Annotated in this window: 24 protein-coding genes and 2 tRNA genes; 15 read left to right on the top strand and 11 right to left on the bottom strand. The window is 51.3% G+C overall.

Annotated features, from left to right (window positions below; translation table 11 throughout):
• Window positions 1–38: 38 nt before the first annotated feature.
• Genes JI741_RS03445 through JI741_RS03435 form a run of 3 tightly spaced genes read left to right on the top strand, consistent with a single transcriptional unit; the run spans window position 39 to window position 2294 of the window.
• Window positions 39–548, top strand: a complete 510-nt coding sequence (locus JI741_RS03445; protein ID WP_202007395.1) for a C40 family peptidase — start codon at window positions 39–41, stop codon at window positions 546–548.
• 13 nt (window positions 549–561) lie between these two features.
• Window positions 562–1539 carry an isoaspartyl peptidase/L-asparaginase family protein gene (locus JI741_RS03440; protein ID WP_202007393.1) on the top strand — a complete coding sequence of 326 codons (978 nt, stop codon included), beginning with the start codon at window positions 562–564 and terminating at the stop codon, window positions 1537–1539.
• Window positions 1539–2294 (top strand): copper homeostasis protein CutC, encoded by a 756-nt coding sequence (locus JI741_RS03435; RefSeq protein ID WP_202007391.1) that lies wholly within the window; start codon window positions 1539–1541, stop codon window positions 2292–2294. The genes JI741_RS03440 and JI741_RS03435 overlap by 1 nt, the downstream gene beginning before the upstream one ends.
• Before the next feature lie 81 nt (window positions 2295–2375).
• Here JI741_RS03435 and JI741_RS03430 read toward each other — a convergent pair whose 3' ends face one another.
• Window positions 2376–5321: a TonB-dependent receptor gene (locus JI741_RS03430; protein WP_202007389.1), complete on the bottom strand. Its 2946-nt coding sequence runs from the start codon at window positions 5319–5321 to the stop codon at window positions 2376–2378.
• Window positions 5322–5607: 286 nt separating this feature from the next.
• On the opposite strand from JI741_RS03430, the gene JI741_RS03425 reads away from it, so the two are divergent.
• The 3 genes from JI741_RS03425 to JI741_RS03415 all read left to right on the top strand — a co-directional run bounded on the left by JI741_RS03425 (window position 5608) and on the right by JI741_RS03415 (window position 8085).
• On the top strand, window positions 5608–6648 hold the full coding sequence (locus tag JI741_RS03425; RefSeq protein WP_202007387.1) for a sensor histidine kinase: 1041 nt from the start codon (window positions 5608–5610) through the stop codon (window positions 6646–6648).
• A complete protein-coding gene (locus JI741_RS33005) occupies window positions 6645–7370 on the top strand; it encodes a LytR/AlgR family response regulator transcription factor (RefSeq protein WP_202007385.1) in 726 nt (241 codons plus the stop codon). Before JI741_RS03425 ends, JI741_RS33005 begins: the two co-directional genes overlap by 4 nt.
• Before the next feature lie 247 nt (window positions 7371–7617).
• Window positions 7618–8085 (top strand): peroxiredoxin, encoded by a 468-nt coding sequence (locus JI741_RS03415; protein ID WP_202007383.1) that lies wholly within the window; start codon window positions 7618–7620, stop codon window positions 8083–8085.
• A gap of 92 nt (window positions 8086–8177) precedes the next feature.
• Here JI741_RS03415 and JI741_RS03410 read toward each other — a convergent pair.
• A tRNA-Ala gene (locus JI741_RS03410) sits at window positions 8178–8251 on the bottom strand.
• A 194-nt stretch (window positions 8252–8445) separates the two neighbouring features.
• Here JI741_RS03410 and JI741_RS03405 point away from each other — a divergent pair.
• A complete protein-coding gene (locus JI741_RS03405; protein ID WP_202007382.1) occupies window positions 8446–10173 on the top strand; it encodes a DEAD/DEAH box helicase in 1728 nt (575 codons plus the stop codon).
• Window positions 10174–10245: 72 nt separating this feature from the next.
• On the opposite strand, the gene JI741_RS03400 is transcribed toward JI741_RS03405, so the two are convergent.
• From JI741_RS03400 to JI741_RS03390, 3 genes are all read right to left on the bottom strand, one after another.
• On the bottom strand, window positions 10246–10788 hold the full coding sequence (locus JI741_RS03400) for a DinB family protein (protein ID WP_202007380.1): 543 nt from the start codon (window positions 10786–10788) through the stop codon (window positions 10246–10248).
• A gap of 236 nt (window positions 10789–11024) precedes the next feature.
• Window positions 11025–11393, bottom strand: coding sequence for a hypothetical protein (locus tag JI741_RS03395; RefSeq protein WP_202007378.1), 369 nt, complete (start codon window positions 11391–11393; stop codon window positions 11025–11027).
• Window positions 11394–11840: 447 nt separating this feature from the next.
• Window positions 11841–11915 (bottom strand) — tRNA-Pro (locus tag JI741_RS03390).
• Window positions 11916–12131: 216 nt separating this feature from the next.
• Here JI741_RS03390 and JI741_RS03385 point away from each other — a divergent pair.
• The 5 genes from JI741_RS03385 to JI741_RS03365 all read left to right on the top strand — a co-directional run bounded on the left by JI741_RS03385 (window position 12132) and on the right by JI741_RS03365 (window position 17162).
• Complete coding sequence (locus JI741_RS03385) at window positions 12132–13484, top strand: DUF4270 family protein (RefSeq protein ID WP_202007376.1); 1353 nt, start codon at window positions 12132–12134, stop codon at window positions 13482–13484.
• Window positions 13485–13517: 33 nt separating this feature from the next.
• A complete protein-coding gene (locus tag JI741_RS03380) occupies window positions 13518–14552 on the top strand; it encodes a Kelch repeat-containing protein (protein WP_202007374.1) in 1035 nt (344 codons plus the stop codon).
• Window positions 14553–14591: 39 nt separating this feature from the next.
• The gene (locus JI741_RS03375; protein ID WP_202007372.1) at window positions 14592–15689 is read left to right on the top strand and encodes a sensor histidine kinase; all 1098 of its coding nucleotides are present in this window, start codon (window positions 14592–14594) and stop codon (window positions 15687–15689) included.
• Window positions 15686–16399, top strand: coding sequence for a LytR/AlgR family response regulator transcription factor (locus JI741_RS03370; protein WP_369411719.1), 714 nt, complete (start codon window positions 15686–15688; stop codon window positions 16397–16399). Before JI741_RS03375 ends, JI741_RS03370 begins: the two co-directional genes overlap by 4 nt.
• 346 nt (window positions 16400–16745) lie before the next feature.
• Window positions 16746–17162 (top strand): carboxypeptidase regulatory-like domain-containing protein, encoded by a 417-nt coding sequence (locus JI741_RS03365; protein ID WP_202007370.1) that lies wholly within the window; start codon window positions 16746–16748, stop codon window positions 17160–17162.
• 9 nt (window positions 17163–17171) lie between these two features.
• On the opposite strand, the gene JI741_RS03360 is transcribed toward JI741_RS03365, so the two are convergent.
• Window positions 17172–17828 (bottom strand): carboxypeptidase-like regulatory domain-containing protein, encoded by a 657-nt coding sequence (locus JI741_RS03360; RefSeq protein WP_202007368.1) that lies wholly within the window; start codon window positions 17826–17828, stop codon window positions 17172–17174.
• 94 nt (window positions 17829–17922) lie between these two features.
• On the opposite strand from JI741_RS03360, the gene JI741_RS03355 reads away from it, so the two are divergent.
• The 3 genes from JI741_RS03355 to pruA all read left to right on the top strand — a co-directional run bounded on the left by JI741_RS03355 (window position 17923) and on the right by pruA (window position 20756).
• Window positions 17923–18333, top strand: coding sequence for an ArsR/SmtB family transcription factor (locus JI741_RS03355; protein ID WP_202007366.1), 411 nt, complete (start codon window positions 17923–17925; stop codon window positions 18331–18333).
• Window positions 18334–18337: 4 nt separating this feature from the next.
• Window positions 18338–19060, top strand: coding sequence for a YjjG family noncanonical pyrimidine nucleotidase (locus tag JI741_RS03350; RefSeq protein WP_202007364.1), 723 nt, complete (start codon window positions 18338–18340; stop codon window positions 19058–19060).
• 64 nt (window positions 19061–19124) lie between these two features.
• Window positions 19125–20756: an L-glutamate gamma-semialdehyde dehydrogenase gene (pruA, locus tag JI741_RS03345; protein WP_202007362.1), complete on the top strand. Its 1632-nt coding sequence runs from the start codon at window positions 19125–19127 to the stop codon at window positions 20754–20756.
• Between the two features lie 885 nt (window positions 20757–21641).
• Here pruA and creD read toward each other — a convergent pair.
• Genes creD through JI741_RS03320 form a run of 5 tightly spaced genes read right to left on the bottom strand, consistent with a single transcriptional unit; the run spans window position 21642 to window position 26014 of the window.
• On the bottom strand, window positions 21642–23072 hold the full coding sequence (gene creD, locus JI741_RS03340) for a cell envelope integrity protein CreD (protein ID WP_202007360.1): 1431 nt from the start codon (window positions 23070–23072) through the stop codon (window positions 21642–21644).
• Between the two features lie 44 nt (window positions 23073–23116).
• Entirely contained in the window at window positions 23117–24532 is a 1416-nt protein-coding gene (locus JI741_RS03335; protein ID WP_202007358.1) for a B12-binding domain-containing radical SAM protein, read from the bottom strand.
• Between the two features lie 12 nt (window positions 24533–24544).
• Window positions 24545–25054, bottom strand: a complete 510-nt coding sequence (locus tag JI741_RS03330) for a hypothetical protein (protein WP_202007355.1) — start codon at window positions 25052–25054, stop codon at window positions 24545–24547.
• A 40-nt stretch (window positions 25055–25094) separates the two neighbouring features.
• A complete protein-coding gene (locus JI741_RS03325) occupies window positions 25095–25394 on the bottom strand; it encodes a winged helix-turn-helix domain-containing protein (protein WP_202007353.1) in 300 nt (99 codons plus the stop codon).
• Window positions 25391–26014, bottom strand: coding sequence for a hypothetical protein (locus tag JI741_RS03320; RefSeq protein WP_202007351.1), 624 nt, complete (start codon window positions 26012–26014; stop codon window positions 25391–25393). The genes JI741_RS03325 and JI741_RS03320 overlap by 4 nt, the downstream gene beginning before the upstream one ends.
• Window positions 26015–26118 lie beyond the last annotated feature (104 nt).

Below are 26118 nucleotides of genomic sequence, written 5' to 3'. Positions count from 1 at the left end.
TTTATATTTACGTATTCTTATTTTTTAAACTTTGAGCGATGCCATTTTTTCACCTCAAAATTAGTCAAAAGCTTTTTGTTCACGGGGTCCTGGCTGCAACAGTTTTTCTGGGTTCCTGCGCCGCACACCGTGCCCGAAATGCATCCGAACGGGAGACGAAAGTTGACAAAGTAATCTCCACAGCACGCACCTTCATTGGCACACCCTACAGGTATGGCGGCACCACCCGGTCCGGCATGGATTGTTCCGGTTTGCTCATCAACTCCTTTCAGGCCGTAAACGTTTCGCTGCCTCGCAGTTCGGAGGCGCAAAGCAAGATTGGCGAGGAAGTGAAAATGAACGACCTCCTTCCCGGCGACCTCGTGTTTTTTGCCACGGGCAAGAAACGAAAAGTAGTCACACACGTGGGCCTGGTCACCGACGTGCGCGGCAAGGAAGACATCAAGTTCATTCACTCGTCCAGCACCCTGGGCGTGGTGGAAACAAACCTGTATGCCGAATATTATCAGAAACGCTTTCGCGGCGCGCGCCGCGTACTGCACGAATAAAACCTAAACTTTTATGTCCACCAACAACAAGACCCGCCGCGACTTCCTGAAGCTCTCTGCTTTGGGTGCCGGTGTGGGTATGCTGCCTGCTGCGTCAGGCCTGGCCGCTCCGTCAATCCTTAACAAACCCATCGTCATCTCCACCTGGAACTTCGGGATGGCCGCCAATGTGGAAGCCTGGAAAGTGCTTTCGGCAAACGGCCGTGCCCTCGACGCCGTGGAAGCCGGAGCCCGCGTGCCCGAAGCAGACCCCAAAGAAACGTCTGTAGGCCTGGGCGGCTTGCCCGACCGCGATGGTCACGTGACCCTCGATGCCTGCATCATGGACGAACACGGCAACTGTGGTTCGGTGGCCTACCTCGAACACATTGTCCATCCCATTTCTGTAGCCCGCAAGGTGATGGAAAAAACACCACACGTGATGCTGGTGGGCGACGGCGCGTTGCAGTTCGCACTGGCCAACGGTTTCAAAAAAGAAAAACTCCTCACCAAAGAATCTGAAAAGGCGTGGAAGGATTGGACGAAAAAATCGGAATACAAACCCATCGCCAACATCGAGAACCACGACACCATCGGCATTGTGGCCCTCGATGCCAGCGGCAACCTGTCGGGCGCCTGCACCACCAGCGGCATGGCCTACAAGATGCGTGGCCGTGTGGGCGACTCGCCCATCATTGGCGCGGGATTATATGTTGACAACGAAATCGGCGCCGCCACATCAACCGGTGTGGGCGAAGAAGTGATCCGCATTGTGGGCTGCCACCTGGTGGTGGAACTGATGCGACAAGGCAACTCGCCACAGGATGCATGCCGTTTGGCGGTGGAGCGCATCCTTCAAAAAAATCCTGCACGGGCAAAAGAAGTGCAGGTGGGTTTTCTGGCCCTCAACAAAAACGGAGAGTATGGTGCCTACTGTTTGCAGAAGGGATTCACCTATGCCGTGCACGATGCCTCCGGAAATAAACTCTTTGATTCTAAAAGCAACTTCTGATGACCGTAGAAATTGTGGTATACACCATCGCCGCCGCCCTGAAAGCGCAAGAAGGCGGAGCAGACCGTATTGAACTTTGCGACAACCCCGGCGACGGCGGCACAACCCCAAGCCCCGGCACCATCGACGTGGTGCGCAAAAATCTGGGCATCGATGTGTTTGTTATGATCCGTCCGCGCGGAGGTGACTTCTGCTATTCGAGCTATGAGTTTCACGCCATGAAGCGCGACATCTCGCAATGCCAGAAGCTGAGTGTGGATGGCATTGTGCTGGGCATTTTGAATCCCGACGGAACGCTGGATAAAAAACGTTGCAAGGAACTGATCGACCAGGCCCGCCCGCTGAAAGTGACGTGTCACCGCGCATTCGACATGACCGAAGATCCTTTTCAAACGTTGGAAGATTGCATCGAAGTGGGCTTCGACCGCATCCTCACATCGGGTCGACACATGCAGGCGGTGCAAGGCCTCGACCTTCTGGCCGAGTTGATCAAACGCGCCAACGGCCGCATTGCCATCATGCCGGGCTCGGGTGTGAATGAAAACACCGTGGAAGAAATCGTGTCGAAGACCGGTGCAAAAGAAATTCACTTCTCCGCTGCCAGCACCACCGACAGCCTCATGACCTATCGCAATCCAAACATTGCGGGCATGGGTTCTGAAGAAGGCGCAGAATTTAAATTGCGAACTGTCGATCCCGATCGGGTGCGCGCCATTCGCGCGCTGGCAGAAAAGGCGGCACAGGCTTCTGCCTGAAAAACGAAATCTTTCTTTAAAAACAAAAACGTCCTGACCTCGCGAAGAGATCAGGACGTTTTTGTTTGTATCTGCTTTTACTTATTTCTTTTCTTGTGCAGCGCGTGTGGCTTGCAGCGGGAAGGTTCCGAACTGACCCACGGCAATGTTGCCCGTCATCTTGTCGCCATCGATGATGGCTTTGGTCTGGATGGTCATGGTGCCGTTGGGTGAGTTAACATCGTAGTGGAACGTGATCTCGTTTCCATTCACCTTCACATCCGAGAGCGTGTTGGTGCCACGACGGCTGGTGATGGTGCCGGTGTAGCCTTCACCTTCTTTCACGATGGTGATGGTGCCGTCGCCACCCTGAGGCGAATCAACGGTGTAGCTCCAGCTGCCGGCAGCATTCACCACCGCGGCTGCATCGGCCGGAGGAAGTGCAGGCGCTGTTGTTGCTGCTATGCCAGCGGCACGCTGACCCGTAGCGGGTGCGCCACCACCAGAGCGTTGGCCACCGCCACCGCCTTGCTGGCCACCAGCGTCGCCACCACCGTCTCCGCCGTCTTTCAAGTCGTCGTTGTTGATGGAGCGTCTGCGTTTGGGACGTGCATCAACCGACATCTTGCCGATGCGATAGCTGAAGTTCACGCGGAAACTCATGGTGTGATTGATGTTCAGACTCTTCTGCTCTATGGTTGGTGTGGTGATGTTGCCGTGAATGCGGAAGTTGGGTGTGAAGAAATTTTCGGCACCAAAGCCGATACTTCCTTTTTTGTCGTTGATGTCTTTCTTGATGCCAAGACTGTAGATTCCGAAGCCGCCTTGCGAACCTTGCAGCTGCACCTGGCGTCCGCGATAGAAGCTGAAGAACTGGAAGCCCCAGCCCTTGTTGAGGTTGTAGCTACCAAACAGACGGCCACTGGCCACCCAGCCTTGGTTTTGTGCATCTACATGGTTGTCGAGCTTCGCGTAGTAAACATCCGAGCCACCGTTGAGCGACAGCTTGCCGATGTTCACGTTGGCAAAAACGCTGAGACCATAGGCGTCTTCAGTTCCGATGTTCTCATAGGTTGTTCGGATTTGCCCCGGATAGACAGGGTCACCTGTGGGATTACGCACGCTCTGAATTGATCCCGTGGTGTTGCGCATGAACGACGTGAAATTGAGCGAGGTTCCCTGAATGAAGGTGCTATACGACAACTCATAGTTGTTTGTGTATTCCGGATTCAGCGAAGGATTTCCTTGCGTGATGCTCAACGGGTTTGATGCCTGAATGTTTGGATTCAAAAACTGAATAGAGGGACGTTGGATGCGGCGGTTGTAGGCCGCTTTCACCATGCCGCCATTCTTCAACTTGCGCGAAACGTTCACGCTCGGAACAATAACACCGTATGAAGGAATGTTGATGTTGTCTTCTGTTTTTGTGTAAGCGTCAATGGTGGTGTATTCGTAGCGCGAGCCTGCTTTGATGGCATAGCCACTTTTTGTTGATAGTGTGTATGAAAGATAGCCAGATGCAATGTTCTGATTGTAGTTCAGGTTATTGCTGAAATCTTTTTCAGTATTCAGAACATACTGACCGTCGCCATCGGGATCTTCAAATAAGGAGAAGTTGCTATACACTTTACGCATAATATCTTTCGCGCCCATCTCCAACAGTTGATTGCTGCCAAGTGGCGTTTGATAGTCTGCTTGTATGGTTGATTCCTGGTTGTAGCTGTTGTTCAGGTTCAACACGCCACTGAAGTTATCGAGGTCGTTCACCTGCTTGGTGCGGTTGTCGAAGTTGTTGGTGCGGTTGTTCTTGCTGTACAACGCCAGGATGCTGAATTCGCGCTGTGGTTTGTCGAACGTGCGGGTGTAGGTCAGGTTCACATCCACCGTGTTGGAAAGATCTTTTGTGAAGGCATCGCGCAACACCGTGAACGAGCTGTCGGGGTCGGGTGTGAAGTTGGTGGTTTGTGTATAGAGATTGTCCTGATAGCTTTTGTTGTTGCGTGCACCAAAGCGCACGGAAGCTGCCAGTGAATTTTTCTTGTCGATGTCGTAGTCCCATCCCAGCGTGTAGTTTCCGAACAAGCCGTTAGAGCGGGTGTCGGCGCGTTGCTGTGTGGTGGATATCGGGGTGCGGTTGGCGTCGAAAATGTTTTGGGTGTTGTCGAAGCTTCCGGTCACGTTATAGTTTGTGCGACCCCAGCCGCCAAGCGAGAAGCCCATCTTGCCTTTGCGGTAGCTGCCATTCAAACCGAGGTTCGAACCGCGAAGACCAACCCCCGTGTCAACACTCAGTGTGGCACCTTGCAACGTGTTTTTCTTGGTCACGATGTTGATGATACCTCCCGAGCCTTCGGCGTCATACTTTGCGGAAGGTGATGTGATCACTTCCACCGTCTTGATCTGGTCGGCCGGAATTTGCTTCAACGCGTCGGCGATGCTGCTGGCCATGATGGTGGAGGGCTTGTTGTTGATGAGCACTTTAATGTTCTGGCTGCCGCGCAGCGTCACGTTGCCGTCCATGTCTACCGAAAGCATGGGCACGCGTTTCAACACGTCGGTGGCGTCGCCGCCTTTTGTGGTCTGGTCGTTCTCTGCATTATAGATGGTGCGGTCAACGCGTTCTTCCACCAGTTGCTTCTGACCTTCCACCACAACTTCGTTCAGCACTTTGGCGCCGGTGCTGAGTTTGATAACGCCCAGGTTGAGGTCTGCTTTCTTGTCGACTTTAATGCCGGTGATGGTTTGTGGTTCGTAGCCGATAAAAGAGATGGATACGGTGTAGGTGCCTTCGGCCACTTTGGTGAGCGAGAAGGTTCCTTTGTCGTCGCACACGCCGCCGTCAACCGGTTTGCCGGTGGCGGGATCGAGCAGGGCTACGTTTGCAAATTCTACGGGTGTGTTATCGTCGGCATCAATGACGGTGCCGCTGAGCTTGGCATTTCCTTTTTGAATGACCGGCTGCGTTGCCGGAGCACCACCGGGTGCCTGGGCTGCCACGCTGCCAAAAATACTGACGAACGCAAAAAATAGGAGTACTGACTTTTTCATGATTAAGGTATACATATTGGAAATCAACAACACTTTTCAGCCACGCTTGTGGACGTGCCCAATCGGTTTAACTGCAAAACAAATTCTTTTGTTGGTATGGCCGGGATGATATTATACCATCGACTCCATTTCCTCGACCGATACGGCGGTTTTTCGACCGGCCCGCAAGGTAGGGCATTTCACAGGCATGGATCGATCAAATTGTGCAAACGGTAGAAAATCCGTGAGAACGACGGTTGGATTCTTTTGGAAGGGCTACCTTTGGTGGCAATAAAAAAATGCGCCGATGTCTTCATTTGTGAATCGTAATCGCGTGGTGTTTCTGCACCTGTCGTTCTGGTGCGTCTACCTGTCGTTCAACGTCTACCAGATCAACGTTTTTCAGCGCGACCGTGGCTGGGATTGGGGAAACCTCATCGGCTCCATGATTGTGCAGTTGGTGTTCACCATGCTCATCGCCTATTTTAATTATTTCTTCACCTGGCCCCGCTTTCTCAAAAGCAAAAACGTGTGGCGCTATGTGTTCGAATTTTCCATTCCCTTCGCAGCCCTCATCACCGCACGTGTGTATTTGCAACGCTACATGGCCGATAAGTTTGCCGGTCATATAGACTATTTCTACTCCAGCTTCTTTGTGGTGCAGATCACGGCCGTCACCTTGTTCATCGTCATCTTTGTGGGCCTGCTTCGCTTTGCCGTAGACTGGTTTGAACTGGAGTCGAAGAAGAAAGCGGTAGAAAACGAAAAGCTCACCGCCGAACTCAATTTTCTGAAAGCACAAATCAACCCACATTTTTTGTTCAACACGCTGAACAACCTCTATTACCTGGCCTACACCAAATCAGAAAACACCACCGAGGTAATCGCCAAGCTCTCGCAGATGATGCGCTACATGATCTATGAGTCCAACCATCCCAAGGTTTTGTTGAGCAAAGAAATCGACTACATGCAGAGCTACATCAGCCTGGAACGCCTGCGCCTCAACAACCAGATCCCCATCAAATTCACACTCGAAGGCAACATGGAGAACATCTGGATTGCTCCCCTGATTTTTATTACATTTCTGGAGAATGCATTCAAACACGGCGTGAACAACAGCGACCCCAACGCATGGGTGAACCTCGTGATCCGCATGGAAGGCTCGCGCTGCACCTACACCGTAGAAAACAGCAAACCCACCATGGCCGCAAGCAACGGCGAGAAGTCGGGCATCGGCCTGCAAAATGTGCAACGCCGACTGGAGTTGAGCTATCCCGGACAATATACACTGGACGTGACCGAGAACACTGACAAATACATGGTGCAACTAAACCTCACCCTCGCGTGAAATACAACTGCGTGATTGCAGAAGACGAACCCCTGGCGCGCAACCTCATGATCGAGTATGTGCGCAAAGTGCCGTCGCTTCACCTGGTGGAAGCCTGTGCCAGTCCCCTCGCAGCCCTGGAAGTGCTACGCAACAACGCTGTTGACATTCTTTTTCTCGACGTGCAAATGCCCGAACTCACCGGCATCTCGTTGTTGAAAGTGTTGCAAAAAAAACCACTGGTGGTGCTCACCACAGCCTACTCTGAATACGCCCTGGAAGGCTATGAACTCGACGTGGCCGACTACCTGCTCAAACCCATCACCTTCGAACGTTTCCTGCGCACCGTCGACAAACTCATTCAACGCCTCGAATCCAAAACCACCACCGTGGTTGTGGAAAAGCCAACCGCCGATGCCGCCGCGCCCTTTGTGTTTGTGAAAGACGGAACAAAACTGGTGAAGGTGAGACTCGACGACATCCTGTATGTGGAGGGCTTGAAAGACTACGTCACCATACACACACGCACACAAAAGGTGGTGAGCCTGCAACGCCTCAAAGCCCTGGAAGAGCAACTGCCCGCGTCAAAATTCATACGCATCCACAATTCATTCATCGTGTCGCTCGATGCCATCGACGTCATTCACAAAGGCGATGTGCAAATCGGTCAGGCCATTCTGCCGATTGGCGACACGTATAAAAAATCGTTTAAGGAGTTTATTGATCGGAATCACATGCAGTAAGTCTTGTGGTGCGAGAATATGGCATCCAACAACCACCCGTAATCAGTTCAGAACTCACTCGGTTCAGTTATTTGTCCACCCGGTTCAGTAAAAAAAAGCATAACCGGTTCAGCTCAGAACTCAGTCGAGTGGGCTGCACTCACCCGGTTGGGCAATGAAAGCAACTGGTTTCAGTAGCGAAGGTGTCAATTGAAATCCAAACCTGTTGGTTTCTGCGTAAATGATTATCAAAACCTACACAACACACATGGCACTGACAATAGGTCAAAAAGCACCCGATTTCTCGATCGCATCAACTTCCGGAAAAAACTTCTCGCTCTATCACGACACAAAAGGCAAACCCTGCATTCTCTATTTCTATCCGAAAGATTTCACCACGGGTTGTACAAAGGAAGCGTGTGGCTTTCGCGACACTTTCGAGTTGTTTGAGGGGTTGAACATCACCATTGTGGGCATCAGCCGCGACGACATTCCGACGCATCACCAGTTCAAGGCGCAGCTCAGGCTGCCTTTCGATTTGTTGTCGGACCCGGATGGGAAGGTGTCGCGCGCATACGATACAACTCCGCCCTTTATGGATTTTTTCACCAAACGCACCACCTACCTGCTGGATGCCGACCACGTGATTCGCGCCGCATATGAAAATGTGTTCTCGGCCGAAAAGCATATCAAACAAATGGTGGCGAAAGTGTCGGCTGTGCCGGTTTTGAAATAGGGGCGAACCCCGGGGGTGGCGTGAGGCGTGATGCCTGGAAAAAAAGGGTGGACATAAAAAAAGCCGGTGTGAAACCGGCTTTTAAAATTTAGTGGAGAATATCGGAGTCGAACCGATGACCTTCACACTGCCAGCGTGACGCTCTAGCCAGCTGAGCTAATCCCCCTAAATGGAGCGCAAATATAATTGAGATCTTTTAATTGTCAACTTAATTTTGGGGTGCCTTTTGTCTGAAAATGTTGATTTGTGCGCTAGTTTATTGCGCCGCGGCTCACCAACACCTCCGGTAATGCCTGACCTCTAGGCCCGTCCGGGTTATCTGGGTAAATTAACGTACCTTTGCCCCTTAATAAATCTTTAATGAAATCTTTTGAATCCTTGGGCCTGTCCAAGGGACTGGTAGATTCGGTGCTGCAAATAGGCTTTGAAACTCCCACTCCCATACAGGAAAAAGCTATCCCTGTCTTATTAAAAGGAAACCGTGACTTTGTAGGCCTGGCACAAACCGGCACCGGAAAAACCGCTGCGTTTGGATTGCCATTGCTCGAATTAGTAGATGACGTCCGTCGCGATACACAGGCTTTAGTGCTGGCACCCACCCGTGAGTTGGGCTTGCAAATCGCGAACGACCTCGAAAATTTTTCAGAGAAATTCAAGTCGTTTAATATTGTTGCTGTCTACGGAGGTTCGAGCATAAGCGAACAAATCCGGAAAGTGAAAAAAGGCGCGCAAATCATTGTGGCCACACCCGGCCGTCTGATCGACCTGATCGACCGCAAGGCGATCAACCTCAGCACCATTCAATATGTGGTGCTCGACGAAGCCGACGAAATGCTGAACATGGGCTTCAAAGAAGACCTCGACAAAATTTTGTCGTTCACGCCCGAAACCAAAAGCACCTGGTTGTTCTCGGCCACCATGCCGCGCGAAGTAAAGTCGATCATGAAAAACTACATGAGCGATCCCTTCGAACTGACGGTGGGCGAACAAAACACCGGCAACGTCAACATCGAACATTGCTATGTGATGGTGCAGGAGAAAGACAAGTATCCCGCCCTGAAACGCATTCTCGACGACAACCCTCAGATTTTCGGCCTCATCTTCTGCCGCACCCGCATCGACACCCAGCGCATCGCTGAAATGTTGATGAAGGATGGCTACAATGCCGACGCCCTGCACGGTGACCTCACCCAACAGCAGCGCGACCGCGTGATGGTGAAGTTCCGCCAACGTTCGTTGCAGATCCTGGTGGCTACCGATGTGGCTGCCCGCGGCATCGATGTGGAAGACATCAGCCACGTGATCCACATGAACATTCCCGACGAAATGGAATTCTATACCCACCGCAGCGGACGCACCGCGCGCGCTGGCAAGAAAGGCATTTCCATCGCCATGATCTCGCGCAGAGAGCTGGGCAAAGTGAAGCAGCTCGAAAAAACACTGAAGTCGCCCTTCAAACGCATGATGGTGCCCACCGGCGCAGCCGTTTGCCAAAAGCAATTGCTGGCCCTGATGCACAAAGTGCGCGAAGTGAAAGTGAACGAAGAAGAGATCGGCGAATTTTTGCCTGCCGTTTATGAGGAACTGAAAGACCTCACCAAACCGGAGCTCATCAAACGTTTTGCGTCGATTGAATTTAATCGTTTCCTCGACTACTACCGCAATGCGCCCGACCTGAACCTCGACGACCGTCGCAGCAGCGAAGGTGGTGAAGGTGCCCGCTACAGCAGCACCGGCACACGCTTCTTCATCAACCTCGGCAAAATGGACGGCATGGAGAAAGGCGACATGCTTGCCCTCATCGACGACGTGAGCGGTGTTTCCAAGCAACACATTGGCCACATCGAACTGAAAGGGGCCTATTCGTTTTTCGAAGTGGTGGATAAAGATAAAGTAGCCGAGATCACCAACGGTTTTCAGGGCATCGAATACAAAGGACGCCAGGTGCGCGTAGAAGCCACCGAACGAAAAGAGTCCAGCGGACGCGAATCGTCGGGCCGCGACTTCAAGCGAGGCCGCACATCGGGTGGACCTCCCCCCTTCAAACGCGGCAACAAATTCAGCGACTCCAAACGGAAGCGTTATTAATAACGAATAGAAAAACAGAAGGCCCCGACTTGTCGGGGCCTTTTTTTTATGTCTTCACTTTTTCAGAAGATTCTATTTTCCTTTCACCATCAGAATATAAAAGTTGTAGTCGGTCATGGGCGCATCGGTGAAGCCGAGCTGCCGGCCAATGGAAGTGAGCTGGCCGCGGTGATAGGTGCTGTGAAAGAAGGCGTGATTGATGAAGTCGGCGCGCGGTTGTGAACCACTTACCCAGGGCGTGGTGAAGCTCACAATTTCGGTAAGGGCTGCGTCGTCGAGCGACTTGACGTAGGCCGTCATTTCTTCCGACTGGCGGGTGAGCTCGTCAAAAACTTCTTCCACGGTTCCTTCAAAAGGCTTGAAGCGAAACGACTCGGGGGCCGGAATTTCCTGTAGCACACAATGCCAGAAACGCTGGGTATCCCAGATGTGCTCCAGCGTGAGTTTCATTCCCGGAAAGCTGGAAGCCACTTCGCGATACATTAATTCGGAAGGCTTTTTCCGCAGCCAGTCAACCAGCGTCTGGTTAGCCCATTGGTTGTAGATGGCAACGTCGTGCAGGAGCGTTGCCAGGGTGGTTTTGGTTTGGGAGGGAGTTTCCATTACGTGTTCCATGGGGGTTTGGTGTTTAATGTAACACAAAGTAACATTCCCGGGGTGACAGCGGTATGTCAGCTGCGTTTTGCTACGTCAGAAAATTCAAAAAAAACAGTAAAATTCCCACGAACCGGGTGAAGGCAAACGACGAAAAGAAAGTGGAAAGGTATCTAACGAAAATAAAGCGTAAAGAACTTACGCTTTAGGAGGGAGTGTGAGGTGCGTGTGTGTTGGATGGGCTACTTCGCAATGTTTTATTTTCCTACGATCACATGATGCTCTGCGCCTTCGGCTGCATCCTGATAAGGCGAGGGCGATGTTTTTTCGTAGTTGAATGATTCGGTATGGGATCCTTTGATGATTTTGATGGTGAACGTTCCAGGCTGTTCGAAATAGAAATCGATAAGGGTCTTGTGGTGTGTGATGGTGTCGTTGTATATCAGTTCGCCAGTGGAGGAGTAGACTTCAATGGCGGCGCCGGTTAAATTGTTGGCCACCTTGAAGTAGAAAATGTCGCGTTTAATAGAAAGGACCGAAACACAAGTCGACTTATCGCCGGCGTTCGCCACATTCATTGCTGCTACCATCACCAGGGCCAGGAAGAGAACTTTAACTGCTTTCATATTTTTTTGGTTTTTTATGTTCTTGTTACTGGTTGCAGTATTGCGAAACCAGTGCCAAGCGACCAAAACGCCTAAACAGCCTTATTTAGTGGTTTCATCATGAGAAGTTTTTTCAATTTGAGAAAACAACTTGTTTGAACAAGCAAGACTTATGGTCAAGACTACAATAACAGAATTTGGAGAAGGCGGCATTTATCCAAAGAAAAGATGGTCGTCATGCCGAATACCCTGAATTCGCGGGAAGCGCACCCGTTTGTAATCACTAATCTCAAATTAGGACGGTTTCTTAGCTGGATGGCTGGTTAAAGGACCATTTGAGCGGATCAAGAAAAGAAGAGGAAGGGCCGAAACCATTGGAAGCGGTTTAGTCTGTCAGGATAAACCATAAAAAAGAAACCCTCCAAACCGAAGTCCAGAGGGTTTCTTTATGATTTGAGTGATGATCAGTCGGGGCGAGAAGATTCGAACTTCCGACCCCCACGTCCCTAACGTGGTGCGCTAACCGGGCTGCGCTACGCCCCGAAATTTTCTGACTCTCAAATCAGGGGTGCAATAATAAAGAGAAAGATTTTAACCGCCAAGAACCATTCGAAACAGAATTTTCAAGTCGGCCCTTTCCTGGGGTTGGTCTACACATAGGTTCCGTTGATATATTCTTTTTCGTCGGGCGTGCGGAAAGCCTCAAGTTCGTGGCTTTCAATATCTCGTATGCGGTGGCAATTTCCTTTTTGGTGTTTGGTGTGGGCAATTTTAGGTTGGGGTTGCCATAGTGAGCCGGGAGCCCTGGGCTTTGGCGACAATTTCTCAGGCGACTTCGACGTCGTGCTAACCGACACCACCTCGGTGAAGGTTTCTACGGTGCTGCTGGATTCCATTCCAACGTCTTCCACAGGCATGTTGCTGGTGGGTGGCTATACCGACCCGAGGCTTGGCAAGCTCACCGCCACGGGCTATTGCCAGTTGCTCAACACCTCGTGGTTGCCTGCCACAGGCGCCACGTTCGATTCGCTGGTGCTCATTGCCAACTATTATAAGAAGAGTGGGGCGACAGCCAACTACTATTTTGGTGACACTACGCAGACGCAAATTTTCGCCGTGCACCGTGTGCTGAACGATTTCAAAACCCACGCGCTGCCCATGTTTTGGGTGAACGAGGGGCAATACTCAGCCCTCTATAAGGACAACAGTCTCTTTAACACCACCACCCATTCTGTAGACCCCACGCCGCTGGGATCGCGCGCCATCCGCCTCCGCCCTACAAGCACAGACTCGCTCCGGATCAGGTTGAGCGACATGCTGGGACGCGAGTGGCTGGAGTCTACGCAGGCGCAGTTGCCTACCCTTCTTGAGCAGGCCCGGTTCCTCGAATATTTCAAGGGCATCTCCATTGTCAACGCCTCTGCCAACCCTTCGGTGGTGGTGGCCATCAACCCGGAGAACCTGAAGATACGCCTCTACTACAAACAGTATGTGAGCGACAAGTTGGTGCAGTTGCATCAGGACTTCACGTTCAACAGTGCGCTCTACAATCACTCCGCCATCAGCGCCGACCGCTCGGCCACGTTGCTAAAAGACCTAACGCCCGAGCATGAGGTGGCCAATTCGGTTACCAACAACGAAGTGTATATACAAGCCGGCACCGGCGTGGTCACAAAAATACGGTTCCCCTATGTGCGCAAGACCATCGACCTGAGCGAAGTGTTTATGGTGAACCACGCGCAGCTGGTCATCGAGCCGGTGAAAGAAACGTTTGACAAAAACCGTCCCTATCCGCGAACGCTCACCTTGTATCTGACCGACAAGAGCAACCTGCCTTTGCAACAGCTCGCGGCCGACTATCAAACCGGCGTGGCACAGTCCGCCACGTTTGGTGTGGACAACGAACTTCAGCTCTCCAGCGGCTACACATTCACCATCACGCAGTATGTGCAAAAACTGCTGAACACAGAAGGCAACCTGGACAACGGCCTGTTGATTATGCCCCTTCCGGCAGACATCAACACCGGCGTCGAAAAAGTGAACCTGAGCGCCGGCACCAGCGATGCCTACCGGGTGAAATTGAATGTGTGGTATACGCGCTCCAAACAATAATGTAACCAAAATCCAAATTCTAATTTTCTTATCATGAATCGTAAACGTGTAGATTTTCCAAGAGTACTGAAAGTAGGGGCCACGCTGCTGGTGAGTTTGCGTATCTTTCTTTCATTGACAGGGTGCAGCAGTTCGACCGACACGACCGTGTACCTGGGTGATTGGTACAAAAAATCTTCGTATGAAGGTGTGGCACGCAGTGGCGCCGTGTCGTTTGTGATCGACGGCAAGGTGTATGTCGGCATTGGCTATGATGGCGACAAATGGCTGAAAGACTTCTATCAGTATGATGCCGACAAAAACAACTGGTTCAAAAAAGCAGACTTCCCCGGCATCGCGCGTAGTGCGGCCGTGGCGTTCACCGCCAATGGCAAGGGCTATGTGGGCACCGGCTCCGACGGCACGAACTACCTGAAAGATTTTTATGAATACGATCCGCTTACCGACAGCTGGACGCAGGTGGCCGACTTCACCGGCAGCGGCCGCTTTGAAGCCACCGCGTTTGCCATCGACAACATCGGCTATGTTTGTGCCGGCTATGATGGAAACTATCTGAAAGACATGTATGCCTACGATCCGCAAAGCAACACCTGGTCGCAAAAGGCCAGCTACAGCGGCGATAAACTGATCAACGCGTTTGCGTTTGCCATCGACGGCAAGGGCTTTCTGGGCGGGGGCATGAACAACGGCATCCTGAACCAGGAGTTTTGGGAATACGATCCTATCAACGACAAGTGGACAGAAAAGAACGACTTGCAGGACGACACCGCCGACGATGATGCAAACGACTCGGGCTATACCATTGCGCGTCAACTGGCGGTGACCTTCGTCATCAACGGCAAAGGTTATGTGGGCCTGGGCACGCGCTCAACGCTCGACGCACAGATCTGGGAATACAACCCTACACTTGATCAGTGGACCGAGAAAACTTCGTTTGAAGGATCGCTTCGCGAGGCGGCCGTGGGATTTGCGCTGGGCGACAAAGGTTATGTGTCGACGGGTCGCAGCTCAAGCCTTCGTTTCGACGACCTCTGGATGTTTGATCCGAACGCCGCCGACGTAGACTAACGCGGAAAAAAAAATTAGTATTTTGCGGAAAAGGGCAACATGATAAACAACAAACCCCAAGTGTTGAATCGCTTGCTCATCGCGTCGCTGCACGTGGTGGGATGGGTAACGTTTATCCTGTTGCCTTTTCTGTTTATGGGCGCGCCGCGCAACGCCAACCGCCTGCGCCATTCGGAACATTTCCGCGCGCGCCACATGGACATGCCGCCACCCCAGCCCGGCGAATTCGACCTGCACAGCATGCGCGTGCATTCGCTGGTGTTCAACGTTTTTCTGGTGGCGTTCTTTTACCTGAACATGTACGTGCTCATCCCCAAGGTGCTGACCCGCAAAAGCTGGAAACACTACCTGCTTTCCATCGTGTTGAGCTTTGTGGTAGTTGTGGTGGCGTCAGAAGTGGTGAACGATCTTTTGTTGTCGGGCACCTTCCGGCCGGGCCGGCCATTCTATTTCACCGTGCTGAATTTTCTGCTGGTGTTCGGGCTCAGCACGGCCCTGCGACTCACCAGCGACCGCGTGCAGTTTGAACGCGAGCGGAAGGAAAAGGAAAATGAAACGCTGAAGTCTGAACTGTCGCTGTTGCGTTCGCAAGTGAGCCCGCACTTCATGTTCAACGTGCTGAACAACCTGGCGTCGCTGGCGCGAAAAAAATCCGACCAGCTGGAGTCGGTCATCATTCAGTTGTCGCACCTCATGCGGTATATGCTCTACGAATCGAACGAAAAACGGGTGACGTTAGACAAGGAAATTGAGTACCTTGAAAGCTACATCGACCTGCAAAAGCTGCGCTTCGGAAGAGACTTTCCCATCAACTTCGACGTGAAGGCGCTACGCCGCGATCTGCCCATTGAGCCGATGCTGCTCATTCCTTTTGTGGAGAACGCATTCAAGCACGGCATCGGCATGATGAAAGATCCGATGATCATCATCACGCTGACCACCGAAGGCGAAGCGTTGCACTTTAGCGTGCGCAATAAATTCAGCGGTGGCGCAATGGAGACAAAAGACGCCAGCTCGGGCATTGGCATTCAGAACGTGCGTCGGCGTCTGGACCTTTTGTATAAGGATATGCATGAACTGCACATCTATGAATCGAACCCTTGGTATGTGGTGGAGTTGAAACTGATATTGCAATGATGAAATGTATTGCCGTAGACGACGAGCCGTTGGCGCTTGATCTGTTGGAAGACAACATATCGAAGGTGCCTTTTCTCACCATGGTGCAGCGTTGCAAGAATGCATTCGAAGCACACGAAGTGCTGATGAAAGAAACGATCGACCTGATCTTTCTTGACGTGCAGATGCCCGGCATCAGCGGCATTCAATTTCTGCAGACCGTGAAGGTGCCGCCAATGGTGATCTTCATCACCGCCTACGAACAATTCGCACTCGACGGTTTTAACCTCGACGTGGTGGATTATCTGTTGAAGCCGGTTTCGTTCGAACGTTTTCTTAAAGGCGCGAACAAAGCACACGAGTTGTTCAACCTGAAAAACAATCCCGCACCCAGCGCAGTGGCGGCCGACTATCTTTTTGTGAACGCAGAATATAACCTGGTGAAGGTGAACATCCGCGACATCGTGTACATCGAAGGATTAAAAGACTATATCAAGATATTTCTCACCAGTGCCACGCGGCCCATCATCACGCGCATGAGCCTGAAGGCCATCGACGAGAAGCTGGCGGCCGACAAGTTCATACGTGTGCATAAGTCATTTATTGTGTCGGTCGATAAAATTGTGTCCATACGCAAGGGAAAGATCAGCATAGCCAATGTGCAGGTGCCCATCAGCGAGCACTACAAAGAGAACCTTTATCGCTTCATCGATCCAAAAAATCTTGTGTAACCAAACACACGATCGTAAAGAAAACAATCTTTTGACCACCGCGTACTACGCGCTATTCTTCAAACGTTTTCAGTGCGTTTAGTTGTTTAATCGTTGGCTTGTTGATCTTGCAGGCGGATGATTTCATCTCGCAATCTTACCGCTTTGTCTAACTTCTTTTTAAAACAAAGCCAGTGTTCGTACTTTTGAATCACGGGAGCGGTAACTTCCGGAATTTTTAAGTTTGGTATTTGGTTTAACGGACACAACCGGGGCGATCTTGCTTCGTTCCGTTTCCGCCATCACAACGGAGTGGTGTTAAGCGTCCCGGGGGTTGTCCGCCTGGAAAAAAGTATTTGAAAGAAACATGAAGTCACAAACATCTTTGTTGCAGCCCATCGCGCTGCGTGTCGTATTGATCGCCGTTTTGTCTTTTGCGTTCGCCACCGTTTCCAAAGCTCAGCAACCCGGCACGGTTGTGGGTAAAGTGAACGACTATCAAAGTGGCAAGCCCATGAAAGTATATGTGTTGCTCTACAACGACTCCACGCTTCAAACCGGCGTGGCCAGCGACAGCCTGGGCAATTTCAAATTGAACAATGTTCCGCAGGGGCAATACTCACTGCGCATCAAGTTGTATGGCTATGTCACGGAAGTGACGCCAACGTTTCAGGTGCACGCCTCTGCCTTGAACATGGGCACGCTGAACATGAATAAAATTCCGAAACGATTTTTTGGCGCCGCACTGTGGCGCAAGCGGAAGTACGTGCACATGTACCTCTAGAAACTTTCCCTATTTCTTTTTCTTATCCTTCTTTAGCGAGCTGAAGAACTTTGCCCAGTTGAACGGATTCAGGAATGGGTTGGTAACGGGTTGAAAGCGATTGTTTGCTGAACCTGCCCACTGATCGAGATAGTAGCGCTGGTTTTGGTAGCCGTCCATCGGGGCAGTCTTCACCATGAGGGCCATCAGTTCCTGATTAAAATTTCGTTTGTCAACGCCATTGTCGTCAACGGGCATGTTGAGGGCGAGCACCGCTTGTTTAAAAACTTCTTCGGTGGGGAAGGGGATGATTACAATTTCCTGGAGGTAGGTGGTGTCCATCACCATGGTGACCACGATGGTCTGATATTCAGGAGAACCTGCGGGCACCGTGAAGTGCTGTTTCTGAAACCCCACCGAGCTCACCACAATCTCGTCGTTTTCCAACACGGGCATCGAGAAGAAACCCATGCCGTTGGTGGTGGTTCCGCGTCCGGCCTTGGGCACATACACGTGCACGCCCGCCAGGGGACGACTGTTGTTGGCTGCGGAATCTTCTTCCAGAACAACACCGGAAAGCTGAATGACCCGCTTCTTTTGTTGCTGCGCAACGGCTGTTTCCAGCGCGCCGAAAATCAATGAGAAGAGGAAGGCAAATCCGATGGCGTGCTTGATGGTCAACTTCACGGGAATGGGGTTAATAATCACTTTTTCAAATATAAAGATAAGCCATTTACCAGCCTAATTTACATACCTTTGACGCGACACAAATCGTGCCCCGATGCGGCTCAAAAACTTTAATCTAACGCTGGGATCGCAAATTTTCAAGGCTTGTGCCGATGAATCGCGATTGCGCATCCTAAGCCTGATTGTGATGAATGGTGAAATGTGTATTTCCGACCTCGAAAAAATTCTGGACTTCACACAAGCCAAAACGTCCCGTCATCTCATCTACCTTAAAAACTCGGGCATTCTCAATGCGCGCCGCTACAACCATTGGGTGTTTTACCAGATCAAAGACGGCGTAGAAGACATCATCAAGCAGGTGTTCCAATTTCTGCGCAAGGATCCGCAGCTGCAAAGCGACCAGCAAACCTATCAAACCCTGTTCACCAACCGCGAGCTCGCCGTGAACAAACTGCAAATTCAGGAATGGCAAAAAAGTCGCCTCAGCGACGCCAAAAAACATTGACAGCATGACCCCGGAAAATCCGAACGATACCCCGAAACAACACAAGGTTATTTTTTTTGATCTCGACCACACACTGTGGGACTATGAGCTGAACTCCGCCGAAACCCTGCGCGAGCTTTATGAACACCATCGTCTTCAGGAACGTGGTGTGACCAGCCACGAACATTTTCTGAAAGAATTTCAAACGGTGAACGCAGCCCTCTGGGTGTTGTATGATCAGGGACTCATCGACAGTGACGTGATTCGCAAAGAGCGTTTCAAAAAAGTGCTGACACCCTTTGGAGCCTACGAAGAAAAATTGTGTTATGATATTTCGCACGAATATCTTCACACGTGTCCCCAGAAAGGCAACCTCATTCCCCACGCGTTCGAAGTGTTGACCTATCTGAAAAAACATTACCAGCTCACGGTCATCACCAACGGCTTCGAAGAAATTCAACACCTCAAACTGGCGTCGGGCAACCTGCAGCACTTCTTCGACCACGTGGTCACTTCGCAGAAGGCCGGCCACAAGAAACCCCGGAAAGAAATTTTCGACTATGCCCTGGACCTTAACGGGATAAAACATCACGAAGCCGTGATGGTAGGCGACAACCTGGTGACCGACATTGGCGGGGCACGGAATGCCGGCGTGGAGGCCGTCTACTTCAACCCCGAACGCGTGCGCCATGAATCCACGCCGGACTATGAAATTGCCAGCCTGCACGAGCTCTACGCCATCCTCTGAAACCGATTTGATTGGAGCATCGCCGCTGTTACCTTTGCACCTCTGAAAACTCAAAACTCATTATATGCCTAAAGGATTTTTCAACGTACCCACACCTCGCAACGAGCCCGTGTTGTCATATGCACCCGGCAGCAAAGAACGCGCAGCCCTGAAGCGCGCCCTCGAAGAAGGCCGTAGCAAAGTGCTTGACATTCCCATGTATATCGGCGGCGACGAAGTGCGCACCGGAAACAAAATAGCCATCACGCCCCCCCACGATCACAAACACCTGCTGGCCCATTTTCACGAAGGCGACAGCACACACGTGGAGCAGGCCATCAACGCCGCCCTGGGCGCCAAAGAATTGTGGGCAGGCCTGGGATGGGAGCATCGCGCCAGCATCTTCCTGAAAGCGGCCGATCTGCTTGCCGGTCCCTATCGCGCCACCATCAACGCGGCCACCATGTTGGGCCAATCGAAAAATGCCTATCAGGCCGAGATCGACGCAGCGTGTGAGTTCATCGACTTCCTGCGCTTCAACGTGCACTTCATGACGCAGATCTATGCCGAGCAACCCGAGTCGTCGCCCGGTGTCTGGAACCGGATGGAGTATCGCCCGCTGGAAGGTTTCACGTTTGCTGTGACGCCGTTCAACTTCACGGCCATTGCCGGCAATCTGCCCGCCAGCATGGCGCTGATGGGAAACACGGTGATCTGGAAACCCGCCTACACCCAAGTCTACGCCGCCAACGTGATCATGCTCGTGCTGAAAGAAGCCGGTCTCCCCGATGGTGTTATTAACCTTATCTATGCCGACGGCCCCGTGGTGGGCGAGGTGGTGTTTAACCACCGCGACTTTGGTGGCCTGCATTTCACAGGCAGCACCGCGGTGTTCCAAAACATGTGGAAGACTATCGGCCAGAACATTCACAAATACCGCTCGTATCCCCGCATCGTGGGCGAAACCGGTGGCAAGGATTTTATCATGGTGCACAAGAGCGCCAACGCCAAAGAAGTGGCCACCGCCATTTCGCGCGGCGCCTTCGAATTTCAGGGACAGAAGTGTTCGGCAGCATCGCGTTGCTACATCCCGTCAAACCTTTGGAACGACGTGAAAAAATTCCTGCTCGAAGATTTGAAAACGTTCAAGATGGGGCCCACCGAAGACTTCGGCAATTTTATCAACGCCGTTATCGACGAGCGCGCCTTCAACTCCATCTCGGGCTACATCGAGAAAGCACGTCAGAATCCGCTCAACGAAATCATTGCGGGTGGTGGCTACGACAAATCGAAAGGATACTTCATCGAACCCACGGTGATCGAAACGAAAGACCCCTTGTCTATCACTATGTGTGAAGAGATCTTCGGGCCGGTCATCACGGTATATGTCTATCATGAAGAGAACTTTGAGCAGACGCTGGAGTTGGTAGATAGTACATCGCCCTACGCGCTTACCGGTTCTATTTTTGCAAAGGATCGTTATGCTGTGGAGCTGGCGACTAAGAAACTTTCCAACTCCGCTGGAAACTTCTACATCAACGATAAGCCTACCGGGGCCGTTGTGGGGCAGCAGCCGTTTGGGGGAGCCCGTGGTTCGGGGACGAATGATAAGGCCGGGGCAAAGGTGAATCTGCTTCGGTGGACGTCGCTTCGGACGATTAAGGAGACTTTTGTTACGCCGATAGATTATCGGTATCCTTTTTTGGATAAAGAATAGAGAAACTTGTCAATACGTAAGAAGCCCGTAATACTTTGTATTACGGGCTTCTTATTTTAATGAATTGCTGCTAAAAGTTATTGTTGTGTGTGACTAGAATTTTGGCGTCGCCTTTTTTGTGCTGAGCGTTCAGTGCGATAGGAGGGAATCTGCTTTAGGGGGTCTTTCGCTTTTCATAGCCCCGCTCCCGGGCCGCGGAGGCCCCGCATGCCTCCATCAGGGCTAGACCTTACCCGCACATGCCATGACCAGGCCGAAGGTAAGCTCAGGCCCTGATGGAGGCATGCTGGAGAGAGCTGTGCGTGTGGGGCATGGGTGTGGATGAATGGAATAAAATGCTATGTCTATGATGTATGTCTATGGTCTATGTTCCAATGGACGGACAACTGCAAATGGCTGTCGGTTGCCAACAACCGACGACCATTGGCCGTAGACATTCTCTTAGTGAAGATGCATGGGATGCTCTAATTTAAAATAATCTCTTTTTTGTAAATTCTCTTATGGAAGGCCTGAGTCGCTCAACTTCGAGTAGACAGGAATGAAAGTTTATATAAGTTTTAAGGGCCGCCACGCCGTTGAAATTCGGACGCACCCGGTTCGATGTCAATACGCGTATTTCCGATCTATAAGTTACTTTAAAACACGAAGTGTTTTAAAGTTCTACAACGCGAAAAAGACGTTTGTATACTTTGCGCAGTCAAAGTATACAAACGTCTTTTTTCGCGCCTCCTACTCTCACCTTGATGAACGTTCAAAAAACATGCTCACGTTCGTGAGAGGCAAGGTGCACGTGGCAAAAAGCACAACGCTACAACAACTGTCAATTTTCAACCTGCGCTTCAAAGGAAAAAGGTTCCTTGCGCCTGGGGCGCAAGGAACCGCATCTTACACAACGGGTTCGTTATACCAATTTATCTTTCTTGAGAAATACATTAGCAGTCCGACAATCAGGAACAATCCTATGCTGCCCAGCAGGAGTGAGAAGTCTTGCTGGAGGATGATGACAAAGATGAATGAGTAGAAAATGATTAGCAGCAATGAAAAAAGAATGCTGAGTTTGCCGCTTCGCAGGAATGACAGTGAATAGAAACTGATGAGGGCTACTGTCATTCCGGACGCAATGATATAGCCGAGGTGAAAGCCAATCTTGTCCTGCTCGGAGAGGCTTAGGAGTAGGGTGTAGTAGATGATGAGTGCGGCGCCTACCAAAATATATTGGAAGGGATGTATGCGGATCTTTTGCGTCATCTCCACAAGAAACAATGCTACGAATGTGAGCAGGATGATGAGCACGCTGTACTTGGAGGTGCGCATGGTCATTTGATATTGGTCTACGGGTATCAAAAATTTGACGCCGAAGTCGCCGCCGTTCAGTTGTTCGTCGGTGCCGGTCCATTGTTGGGAGAAAGGGCGATTGAAGTGAAGCACTTTCCAGGAGGCGACAAAACCGCTTTCGGAAACCTTCCGTTCGTCGGGAAGAAATTCGCCGTCGAAGCTGGGATGTTGCCAGGGGCTGGTGAGTTTCACGCTGGTGGTTTTTCCCGTGGGAAGAAAATTGAGACGCGTGCTGCCTTTGAGCTTGAGGTTGATGTTCACATCGCCTTTGAACGATTGAGCCGAGGCCCAGTTCAGTTTTGCTACGATGCCGTAGGTATGACTGTCGCCGGTGTTCACCGCGGAAACGTGAACGTCGTTGTCGTTGTAGGCGCGCGGGGGGAGACGATAGGAGACGCCGATGTCGTTGGAAGGCTCGGCGGGAATGGCGATGCCGCCCACCTGCATGTCGGGCGTGTCGCGTATGCCGCGCAGGTCAGAGAGGCCGAGCACCATGTAGGCTTCGTTCCACAACACCTTGTCGTCGGCAATGGAAAGACTTTTGAAATCAGGCGTGCCAAACGTGATCTTCATTTTCAAGTTGGAGCTGTAGACGATCGTATTAAAAATTCCGCGGCCGCGTGTTTCCGTATCTACGGTGCCATCGGTTTGCAACTGTTCGGGAAGGAAAAATGCCTTGTCGATGGTTTCGCGTATTTGTTTTTCATGTTTGTCGTTTTCAACAATTTCCTGTTTCCGATAGGGAACCACCAGCATGGGACCATAGACGGTTTGAGGTCCCGACCATTTGTCGGCGACTTCCTGCGCGGCTTCGTTGGCCCGCTCTTCGCGTTCATAGATGAGGTCGGTGATCCATTTCGACGGAATGAGCAGGATGAGGATGAGGAAGCCGATCGAGAAAAGCTTGATCATGATCGATTCCTGGATCCATCGATTAAAGCGTTCGAGGATCGAGATTGGAGTTGTGGGAAGTGTTTCCATAAAGATGTTTGTTTAGGATGATAGGATAATCGTGAAGTCGATCGTCAGGAAGCGGGAATTGCCTCGGCGACCGGAATGTTGTTTTGTTTTTTTTCAGACGTGTAGTTCACCTTTGACAGAATGGACTCCAGCAAAGGCAGCATCGTGCCCAGGTTGCGCGATTTGATGACGATGTTCCAGAGAGGCTCGAATTTTTTCCAGCCACCGCTATACAGAAAATGTTTCAGCATGTGCTTGGGAGATTCATGATGAAGGCTGGCGCGGGCAATGTTCGACCACGTGTAGAATTCGCGGTAGGCCCAGTGATAACCTTCTTCCAATTGTTGAGGCGAAAGCTTTCTGGTTTTGTAAACCACGTGCCGGGTGTCGTACAAATCCCAGTTGTCGGTCATTATTCTTCCTTCGCGTTTCAGGTCTGCATAGAGCGAGGTGCCGGGATAGGGTGTCAGGATGTGATAGGTGGAGGTGGTGATGCTGTTCTCAACACCCCACGCGACGGTTCGCTTAAAAACATCCTGGTCGTCGTCGTCGAGTCCGAACACAAAGGAGCCGTTGATCATGATGCCAAGACTGTGGAGGCGCTTCACGGCGCGTTCATAGTCTTTGAGAAGGTTCTGTTTTTTGTTGCTTTGTTTTAGATTTTCGGGCGAGAAGGTTTCGAAGCCCACAAACAAACTTCGCAGGCCGGCTTCGGCAGCTTGTTCAATGAGGTTACCGCGCAAAATGGAGTCGACTGTGGCCGCCGATTGAAACACGCGGTTCATACCCTTCATGCCTTCGAACAGGGCCGATGCAAATTTCACGTTGCCCAACAAATGGTCATCCAGAAAATAAAGATGACGTCCGGGCAGCCGGTCGATCTCCGCGAGCGCAGCGTCAACGGTTTGGGTATAGAACGACTTGCCCCCTTCAAAGAAGGCATCCTTATAGCAGAAGTTGCAATGGTGCGGACAGCCCCGTGTGACCACGATGGAGTTGGGCACCAGGTAGAGATTTCGTTTGATGAACTCGCGGCGAATGGGCGGAACGTGTACCAGCGAACGTGTGGCCGAAAAATATCTTTTCTGTGGCCGCTTTGCGCGGAAGTCTTTCAGGAACTGCGGAAACGTTTCTTCGCCCGGTCCAAGAAAAATAGAATCGGCGTGTTGCGCAGCTTCTTCGGGAAGCGATGTGACGTGCAGGCCGCCGAGAATAACATAAACACCCTTTGCACGATAGTGGTCGGCAAACGAATAGGCTCGATAGGCGTTGGTGATGTAGACCTGAATCACCACCAGGTCGGGTGTGTCGCTGAGATCAACTTTTTCGACGTGCTGGTCCTGAAGACATACGGTGTCGTCGGGTGAGAGATAGGCGGCCAGCGTGGCCAGTCCCAAGGGCGGGAAGAGCGAATACTTGATGGGCCTCCAAAACGGACTTTCGGCTTCGGTGAGGGCGGGTAAAATCATTTTTACATTCATAAGCGATTTGCATTAATGATGAATGAGGATCGACAACACATTGAGCGGATAGGGATGGAACTGATAGGCGAGCACCTGGTCCTGATACATCCAGTAGGCATAGACAAACGGCATGAACGCCACCAGCAACGAAACAAAATAGAGCAGCGGAATGCTTCTTCGCCGCAGCAACACAATCGAGTATGCCGCGTGGCACAACGCGACCACTAGAGCCAGCAGTTTATAGATCGCCCACCACTTCGATTGATGCAGCGAGATGATGGCAGCCAGCACCACGTAGTTGCCAAAGTAGAGCCATCCCAACACGGCCACGGGCACGCTGTTGATCAACGTGACATAGAGCAGGTAGCGCGACACCAGGCTGCGGAGAAATGTTTTCACACCAAGGCTTCGAAGTCTGTCCCAAAGCCACAACAACAGACGCTGTCCATAGTCCAGGCCAACGGTGACAACATTCAGCAAGGCAAGCCACAACAAGAGAACTTTAATGGCCAACAGTCGGGAGTGAATCTTATAAATCATCTGAAAGTACTTTCAATTTCAAAGTGAATGGATAAAAAAATTATTTTTGTTGTTTCACCACGGCCTCCAGGGCATCGAGGTGTTTTTTGAACGCCGTTCGCCCGCGTTCGGTGGCTTTGTATTTTGTGTTTGGCTTTTTATCGACAAACGATTTGGAAATGGTGAGGTATTTTTCGCGTTCGAGTGCTTTGATGTGCGAGGCAAGGTTGCCGTCGGTCACGCCCAGCATTTCTTTCAGCGCGTTGAATTCAAACGCGTCGTTGGTCACCAGCACCGACATGATCTGAAGGCGGATGCGATGCTCAAGCGCTTTGTCTAAATTTTCGAACGGGTTCTTCACTTGTCGTATTTGTTATACATGATCGTGCCGTACACGATGTGCAGCACACCGAATCCAAGCGACCAGAAGATGAGGCCATAGCCTGGGATGAGTGCTGAAACCAGACCGAGAATGATTTCGGAAAAGCCCAGATACCGGATCTCGTCAAACGTGTTGGCGCTGCCTTGAATGAGGGCGAGGCCATAGAAGATGAGGCTGGCCGGCGCGGCCAATCCGAAGTGATCGGTATACAATAGTATAAGAATGAAGAGACCGCCGGACACCAGTGGAATGGCGATGTTCACCAGCATGCGTTTGCTCGACGAGGTCCACAATTTCAACCCTTGTTTTTTTGCTTTCTTGGCACTGAGCCAGAACCCGGTGGCCAGCGATGCGCCCAACACGAGACTGGCAATGATGACCAATTTCAATAGGGTGTCGGTTTCGCGTATGGAGAAGATTCGGAACTTGAGGGGCGAGATGGGATAGTGTGCGGTGAAATAGGCAGCTGCTGCGCCTGCCAGGGCATAGAGGCCGGCCAACACGCCCGAGAGACCGCTGAGGGAAATGAATTTCGCAGAGCGCTCCATCATGGTGCGAATGGAGGCGAGGTCTTTTTCGTATTCCTGGATTTCTTTCATCTGAAAGTACTTTGAGTTGCAAAGTTAGTCAACGTATCCATTCCCGCAAGGTTGCACGACGTGTTTGGAGAATGTTTTTGAGCATTATCTCACGCTGAAATATT

Source organism: Chryseolinea lacunae, from assembly GCF_016735595.1.
GTDB lineage: Bacteria > Bacteroidota > Bacteroidia > Cytophagales > Cyclobacteriaceae > Chryseolinea > Chryseolinea lacunae.
The sequence above is the reverse complement of the archived record's forward strand: the minus strand, read 5'-3'. Positions and strand labels throughout refer to the sequence as shown.